Annotated in this window: 6 protein-coding genes; 3 read left to right on the plus strand and 3 right to left on the minus strand. The window is 38.2% G+C overall.

Annotation, left to right across the window (positions count from 1 at the left end; translation table 11 throughout):
• Positions 1–295 precede the first annotated feature (295 nt).
• From chlP to ACP6PM_RS33530, 3 genes are all read left to right on the plus strand, one after another.
• The gene (gene chlP, locus ACP6PM_RS33520; RefSeq protein ID WP_426591174.1) at positions 296–1,516 is read left to right on the plus strand and encodes a geranylgeranyl reductase; all 1,221 of its coding nucleotides are present in this window, start codon (positions 296–298) and stop codon (positions 1,514–1,516) included.
• A 347-nt stretch (positions 1,517–1,863) separates the two neighbouring features.
• Complete coding sequence (locus ACP6PM_RS33525) at positions 1,864–2,685, plus strand: RNA-guided endonuclease InsQ/TnpB family protein (protein ID WP_426591179.1); 822 nt, start codon at positions 1,864–1,866, stop codon at positions 2,683–2,685.
• A gap of 1,353 nt (positions 2,686–4,038) precedes the next feature.
• Positions 4,039–4,629, plus strand: coding sequence for a YdcF family protein (locus ACP6PM_RS33530; protein ID WP_426591175.1), 591 nt, complete (start codon positions 4,039–4,041; stop codon positions 4,627–4,629).
• Here ACP6PM_RS33530 and ACP6PM_RS33535 read toward each other — a convergent pair.
• The 3 genes from ACP6PM_RS33535 to ACP6PM_RS33545 form a co-directional block, all read right to left on the minus strand.
• The gene (locus ACP6PM_RS33535) at positions 4,614–4,922 is read right to left on the minus strand and encodes a DUF2288 domain-containing protein (RefSeq protein ID WP_426591176.1); all 309 of its coding nucleotides are present in this window, start codon (positions 4,920–4,922) and stop codon (positions 4,614–4,616) included. The genes ACP6PM_RS33530 and ACP6PM_RS33535 overlap by 16 nt on opposite strands.
• A 313-nt stretch (positions 4,923–5,235) precedes the next feature.
• Positions 5,236–5,874, minus strand: coding sequence for a lysophospholipid acyltransferase family protein (locus tag ACP6PM_RS33540; RefSeq protein WP_426591177.1), 639 nt, complete (start codon positions 5,872–5,874; stop codon positions 5,236–5,238).
• Between the two features lie 220 nt (positions 5,875–6,094).
• Entirely contained in the window at positions 6,095–7,060 is a 966-nt protein-coding gene (locus ACP6PM_RS33545; RefSeq protein ID WP_426591178.1) for a phosphate ABC transporter substrate-binding protein, read from the minus strand.
• Between the last annotated feature and the right edge of the window lie 655 nt (positions 7,061–7,715).

The following is a 7,715-nucleotide window of genomic DNA, read 5'->3' on the forward strand; positions in this document are numbered from 1 at the left end:
CTCCTGTCTCCTGTCTCCTGTCTCCTGTCTCCTGTCTCCTGTCTCCTGTCTCCTGACTCCTGTCTCCTGTCTCCTGTCTCCTGACTCCTGTCTCCTAACTCCTAACTCCTGTCTCCTGTCTCCTAACTCCTGTCTCCTGTCTCCTGACTCCTAACTCCTGACTCCTGCTAATTTAGTATCAAAATATTAAGGTCTGTTGCATTTTCTTCACATATCCTGACAAAACCAACCATGAGACCTAAGTCCGTGATACCATCCCAACTTGTATATAGAAAAAAGATTAAGGAGAAAACCTTTGACTTTAAGGGTTGCTGTTGTTGGTTCTGGTCCTGCGGGTTCCTCTGCTGCCGAGACCTTAGTAAAAGCAGGCATTGAAACTTATTTATTTGAACGTAAACTAGATAACGCCAAACCTTGTGGTGGAGCTATTCCCCTCTGCATGGTCAGTGAATTTGACCTACCAGCAGAAATTATCGATCGCCGGGTTAGAAAAATGAAAATGATATCTCCTTCCAATGTTGAGGTAGATATCCATATAGAAAAAGAAGATGAATATATAGGTATGTGCCGTCGGGAAGTATTAGACGGCTTCCTCAGAGACCGAGCAGCTTCCCTAGGAGCTAACCTAATTAATGGCACAGTTTATAAACTGGATATTCCTACTAACGATAGAGACCCCTATACTATCCATTACTCCGACCATTCAAAAGGAGATATTCAAGGAACAGCCAAAACCTTAAAAGTAGATTTAGTTATTGGAGCTGATGGGGCAAACTCCCGTGTAGCTAAAGCCATTGATGCTGGAGATTATAATTACGCGATCGCCTTCCAAGAGCGTATTCGTATTCCTGACCATCTCATGGCATATTATGAAGACCTAGCAGAAATGTATGTAGGGGATGATGTTTCCCCAGACTTCTACGCTTGGGTATTCCCCAAATATGACCACGTTGCTGTAGGTACTGGTACAATGAAACCTAACCAGGCCAGAATTAAACAGTTACAAGCAGGTATTCGCGCTCGTGCAGCTAAACGCCTCGAAGGTGGGGAAATTATCAAGGTAGAAGCTCACCCTATTCCAGAACATCCTCGCCCCCGTCGGGTTCGTGGTAGAGTTGCTTTAGTGGGAGATGCTGCGGGTACTGTCACTAAGTCTTCTGGTGAAGGTATCTATTTTGCAGCTAAGTCAGCTAGGATGTGTGCTGAAACTATTGTTGAGACTTCTAATAATGGTGCTATTATCCCGACTGAAGCAGATTTGAAACTTTATCTGAAGCGGTGGGATAAGAAGTATGGCATGACTTACAAAGTATTAGATATTTTACAGACAGTATTCTATCGTTCTGATGCTACCCGCGAAGCATTTGTAGAAATGTGTGCTGACCGGGATGTACAGAAATTAACTTTTGATAGTTATTTGTACAAAACTGTCGTACCTGCTAATCCTTTAGTTCAAATGAAGATTACTGCTAAAACTATTGGTAGTATGCTCCGGGGTCATGCTTTAGCTCCCTAGATTTTAATTAAGTTAAGATTAAAAATCCTACGGAACCTGGCTGTAGGATTTTAATATATTTAGCAATATTATGTAGGTTGGGTTGAGGGACTCCGAAACCCAACAAAAATCTTTCTCCACTACTCCCCTACTCCCTAATGCACAGTTTTAGCTAAAACAGTTTGTAGTAGACTGACACAGCTAACTTAGTGCAAAATTGTAGGGTGCGTTAGACGGCTTAAGTTAAGACTATCAAAGGGATTAATAAATCCGTCGTAACGCACCATTTTAGCTGTTTCAGTCCAGTAGGAATATTTTTTGAAATTGATAATTATTAATCTATTTCCTAAAACTTAAAAGTCAATAAGATAAATGGTTATCAGACTAGAAACAAATGTTTCTACTTTGAGTTTGTCTATAAAAAAGAGACCAAAAAAGTAGAATTAAATGCTAACAATGTTCTAGGGATTGACCCGGGCTTAAATAATTGGCTAACTTGCGTATCAAATGTTGAAACTAGCTTGATTGTTGATGGGAAACACATCAAGTCAATGAATCGTTGGTATAACAAGCAAGTATCTACTCTTAAAGAGAATAAGCCACAAGGGTTTTGGAACAATAAATTAGCTTTTATAACAGAAAAACGCAATAGACAGATGCGTGATGGCATCAACAAAGCAGCAAGAATAGTAATGAATCATTGCTTAGAAAATAATATCGGTACTATCGTTTTTGGTTGGAACAAACGCAACAAAGATTCAATCAATATTGGCCAAAAAAATAATTCTGAGTTCGTACCTATCGCCACAGCACGACTCAAAGACAGAATTGCTCAATTGTGCGAGCAATATGGAATTCAGTTTGTTGAAACTGAAGAATCCTATACCAGTAAAGCTAGTTTTTTAGATGGTGACTATCTGCCAACAATAGGTGAAAAACCCCAGGATTGGAAACCGTCGGGAAGAAGAACTAAGCGCGGTCTGTATCGTGTTAGATACGGACAATGGTATTTAAACGCTGACTGTAATGGTGCAGCCAACATATTAAGAAAAGTAAGCAGAACGCTAGGTTTAGACCTTAGCCGACTGTCTAGGGGCATTTTGACCTGTCCTCACAGGATTAAACTGTGGTCAGTTAATCGGAAAACACGGAAAGAAGCGTCTATAGACCTTCTTGAAGTATCCCCTTAGAATCCTCCGTCATTTATGCTGAGGAGTGGTCAAAGGTAATTAAGTTAATCTTAAAATACTGCCAAATATTACAGTAGGGTTTTATTATAAATTAAACAATAAAGTATTCTTAAATGCTAATGCTTTTTTTGTAAGTTAAAGGCGGGAGTTGAAGCAAAGGTTAGAACATAGCTAAATGCTAAAACTCTGTTAAAGATTACTTCTGACTTCTGACTTCTGACTTCAAGCTTAACATGGGGCTGTGGCTCAGATGGATAGAGCAAGCGCCTCCTGAAGTATCGGGCACCATGTGAGGAAACTCCGTGAGTGAATGTGGTCAAACTCAAGGAAGCCTAAGTCTTTTATACAGATAAGGTAATCTTGAGCCAAGCTTTACCTGATTATCGGTAAAGAAGGTGCAGAGACTAGAGTTTTAAGGAGTAATTAAAATTCTCCTGAAGCGTTAGGCCACCACCTAAAGCTATTACAGCTATGGTGAAGGGATAGTCCAGAGAGTGGGGAAACTCACACAAATCTGAAGCGCTAGGTCGCGCGTTCGAATCGCGCCAGTCCCGTAAATTAAGTCAAAAGTTTAATTGAGGGCTTGCTGATTAAATATCAAAGTATTGATAAATAAAGGCTAATGCCTTTTTGGGATCGAAAAAAGTGCCTGGTTTTTGGCTCAAGTAGTCTCAAAAAGCTAAAATTTTTCCTATGTTTTAGTTACTCCCTTCCCTCTAGAAAATTACCTAGCTAAATTTGGCTATAAACTATATAGTGCAACGATTTACTGATTATAATCTTGTGGCGGGAAGGGAGTAGCTTTCTATTGTCTGAATAAATTGTTCTCACTTTACCGAAAAGTTGGGTTTAAAGCCTCGCCCATAAGCGGGCGACTTTCTGTGTTATAGTGAAATTGGTATGAACACCCGCCTTGTCTCATAAATACTGTAGAAAAGAAGATTAGGTCGAAACTCCTTCAGTTGAGAGCAGAACAAGGGAAGCTTTCAGGCCAATGAGCAGTTCAAACCTGAAGGCAAAAATAAACGTCCATAAAAATTTTTGGTAAGTCGCGGGAGGCCATTCCGAGACTCTAAATGGATGTCGAGGCCAGCCTAACCCACCCCCATCCCCTCCCGGGAGGGGGGTAAGAGGGGTGGGTTAGGCTGGCCTGTGAGGCGTCAACCCGCCGAGGAGCTACAGCTCGGTAGGAATCCCCGTGCCTTTAGGGTGGGGAGGATTTCAAATCTAAAATGTAAATAGTATGATATTATCTCTATTTCCTACTCCGGATGGTAGATAATACTTTCTGAATATTGATATTGAAACTCTTTCCATCTGTAAAACTACAGATGGTTTTTTATTTTTAAAGATATGGTTTTGAGGGTAGTTTCTAGTAAAAAATTATATAAAGGATTGAATATTTCTCGCATTTCCTGGTTTTTAGTAGGATTTTTGGTGACTTTTTGGATTAGTTACCAACAATTTGCAGGTAGTATTGAACCTCCTCAAGCTTTATTGGTACTTGGTGGGGCCATAGAAAGAGAAGTATTTGCTGCAGAATTTGCTCGCCAACATCCTCATCTAGATATCTGGGTATCTTCTGGCACGAACCCAGAATATGCAGAATGGTTATTCTCCCAGGCTGGCATATCACAAACCCGTTTACATTTAGACTATGATGCCGTAGATACTGTTACTAATTTCACGACAATAGTGGATAAACTAAAATCCCAAGGTATTACAAGTATTTATTTAGTTACCTCCGATGACCATATGCGTCGCGCTATAGTTATCGGCCAAATTATTTTGGGTAGTAGGGGCATTACTTTTAAACCCCTACCAGTTCCCTCTGGGCGATCGCCCGAACCTATCGAAAAAGCTATCCGAGATGGAATTAGAGGAATTCTTTGGTTAACTACCGGTTATACGGGAGCCAATTTTATCCATCAATTATCCCCTTGAGTTTCCACAAGTTCTTGGATTAAAACAAAAGGCTGTACTATCAAAGCATTAAACTTTTTAGTATCGTCACTATTCCAAATCGACAATTGTTCTGCTGAAGGTTTATAAATAAGTTCTTGGTTCATCCAGTCTTGCACAGAAGATGTATTATCAGAAGCGATCGCTTCTCCCACATCGAGCAAATTCAATTTTTGGTCTATAATTACTACAGAATCACGTTTAACATGGGGTACTAACCAGTTCCATTCAGCCACATCCAAATTTTCAGCTAATTGTTCTCTAATATCTTGCATTTTCTTTTTAAGTAAATTTACCTCAAGGTTGGTTGAAGACCTGTACTCTCCATCCCCCCCTAACCCCCATGAGGGGAGCGTCGTATGGTAAAACCAATCAATATTGTGGTTTTTACAGAGGGTTTGCTATTATACACAGAATAAGGCTGCTGGACTAACAGTGTCTAGGGGAGCCGTCGGATTGCCGACCTACTGTGGAGCGACCTTAAGACCAAAAAGAGGTTAAGCGGAGGTAGGTGCTATGAAACAGAAACCGCGCATCCTGAGGTAAGCAAATCCCGCGTTATCGCTCAAGCGCACCGTCGGGAGAATGTCAATAACGTCCTAAATCGTGCATTTTATTTATTATATCTGCACATTTCTGGCTGATTAATTCTAACTCTTCTTTTTTAGTTGATTTAGGAGGAGATATAACCTCTCCTATTCTTACAGTTATTGGTACAGAATTAGCCATCAAACCTTGACGGTTGACTGCATGAGTACCCCAAATACAAACTGGTAATAATGGTACTTTTGCCTTTGCCGCGATTAAAGCAGCACCCAATTTTGGCTCTGTAATTCTACCATCAGGAGTTCGAGTTCCCTGTAGAAAGATACCCGCAGCCCATCCTTCTGCTAAACTATTCATAGCGGAACGAATAGCACTTCGATCTGCCGATCCTCTTTTTACAGGATAAGCACCATACAGAGTAATTATCTGCTTCAAAATTGGCACTTCAAATAATTCCTCCTTTGCCATATAAGCAACTGGTCTTCTGACAGAAACAGATACAATTGGAGGGTCTAGATCGCTAGCATGGTTACTAACTATGATTAAAGGTCCTTGTTGTGGAACATTTTCGACGCCATAAATATTACTCCGAAAGTAAAAACGAAGTATTGGAACTATTACTGACCATTTTAATAAACGATAAAGAACTAAATTCTTGACTGGTTCACGATTTCTAGTCACAGGATTTTATCTGAATTTTAAGTAAGTCATTTCACAATATAGCCTATAGCATTTTTTGGTACAGTTGTGCAGAAAATATTTGTATAATTTAGGGTAGACCTAACCGGGAATTGTGAACAGGAATAATAATTTTACGCTTTATTATTTATTGGAGGATTTTTGACAAATCTTGCACAGATTACTGTATCAGTTTTTCGATCCTGATGCTAAAAAAACTAATTCATTTCAAAGGTACAAAATCTACCTGTTGTACAAAATTTTGACCTTGGTTTGACACAGCAAATTCCAGAAATTTTTTTACTGCTAAACTTGTTTTGTTTGGTACTGCTAAAAATATGTGGCGAGTGAGGGGATAATTATAATTATTAATAGTAGCTCGATTGACAGGTGAAATTCCGTTAATTGGTACAATTCTAACTGTAGTTTGATTTTTGGCCTGAGCTATTGTGGTGTAGCTAATTCCATTAGTTTTCAACTCTCGTAAAATTGGAGTTGTAACATCTCTTTTATATGTAATAAAGTTAGCACTATTTGGAGCAAAAGATTCTCCTAACAAGACAAAATCTTGGAAGAAATTGTAACTACCACTTTTGGAAGAACGATTGATAACTTTAATCGGTAAATTATCACCACCTACTTCTAACCAATTAGTAATTTTTCCCTGATAAATATCTTTTAGTTGGTCTAATGTTAAGCCTCCTTTGTAGGGATTATTTATTCCTACTACTATCACCAAAGCATCTTTAGCAATAGGAATTAATTTTATATTTTCCAGAGCTTCTTCTGGTTGTAATGGGCGAGATATTGCTGCTATTTGTACTTGATTTGTCAGTAAATTTTTAATGCCTTGATTAGAACCATTTGGCATACCTTCAGGTACTCCATAAGTGACAGGAATACTAGGATATTTTTGTTCATAAGCATTTTCTAGTATCTTGATTAACTTAACCATTGTGACACTACCATCTATTGCTAATACATTAGGATTTGGTAAAGAAATGTCTAGGTTAGAAACTATTTGATTAGCTTCTTCCAGCAAACTTAGTTTTCCTGTTGGATTATTAACTATCTTATTATTAGTATTCTGTAATTTATTTTGATTCAATAAAAACCAATACCCTCCTCCACCTAATAGGATAAATAATAGAATAAAAACAATTGCTAGTAGTCCGCTACTTTTAGTCATAATTATTTGGCTTAGATTCATATTAAGGCGGGCATTGTAATTTAAATATGGCAAAATTATCTGCTGTAGAGCGACTGCTGACCTGTAAATTATAAATTTTTACTCTTTTTCAAGTATTAAATAATAAACATTCAGTCGTCAGTTATCACCCATCAGCTAATCCTAAATTCAAAAAGAATAGTTGCATAATTAAAAAAAATAGGTAAGTATTCAGCTAGCTCCCATTCAGCATTCAGATGCATGAAAAAATCAAACAACTACTTCACTAGACCGCTAATTACTTCTTTCTTGATAACTTTTAATTCTCTTTGAAGACTAATTTCTTGTTCAGTGTAATAATCAATTAATAACTCATAGCTGTTAGCTGACGGCTGAATACTTACAAAAATACTTACATAATTAATCTGTTAATTCTGAAATATCTTCTCAAAATCAAGATTACCGAAAAATTCAGGTTTAAAGTCTCCCTAGTAAAAGGGAAAAAGCAGTCGTTTGCGCACTATTCTGTAGGATGGCATGGATGGGTTACCTAACCATATCCAATCTCCCCTTGAAAAGAAAAACATTTCCTTTTTAACCAATCCTTCTATTACAGAAGAGTTCATTAATGGATAATGGATAATTACCTCTCCCTTTTAGGGAGAGGATTGACCAA

The sequence above is a fragment of the Dapis brunnea BLCC-M229 genome, assembly GCF_050015995.1.
Classification (GTDB): Bacteria; Cyanobacteriota; Cyanobacteriia; order Cyanobacteriales; family Microcoleaceae; genus Trichodesmium.

Coding starts and splice junctions, on each gene's coding strand:
- ACP6PM_RS33530 (WP_426591175.1), top strand. CDS start 4,039: ATGGTTTTGAGGGTAGTTTCTAGTAAAAAATTATATAAAGGATTGAAT.
- ACP6PM_RS33535 (WP_426591176.1), bottom strand. CDS start 4,922: ATGCAAGATATTAGAGAACAATTAGCTGAAAATTTGGATGTGGCTGAA.
- ACP6PM_RS33545 (WP_426591178.1), bottom strand. CDS start 7,060: ATGACTAAAAGTAGCGGACTACTAGCAATTGTTTTTATTCTATTATTT.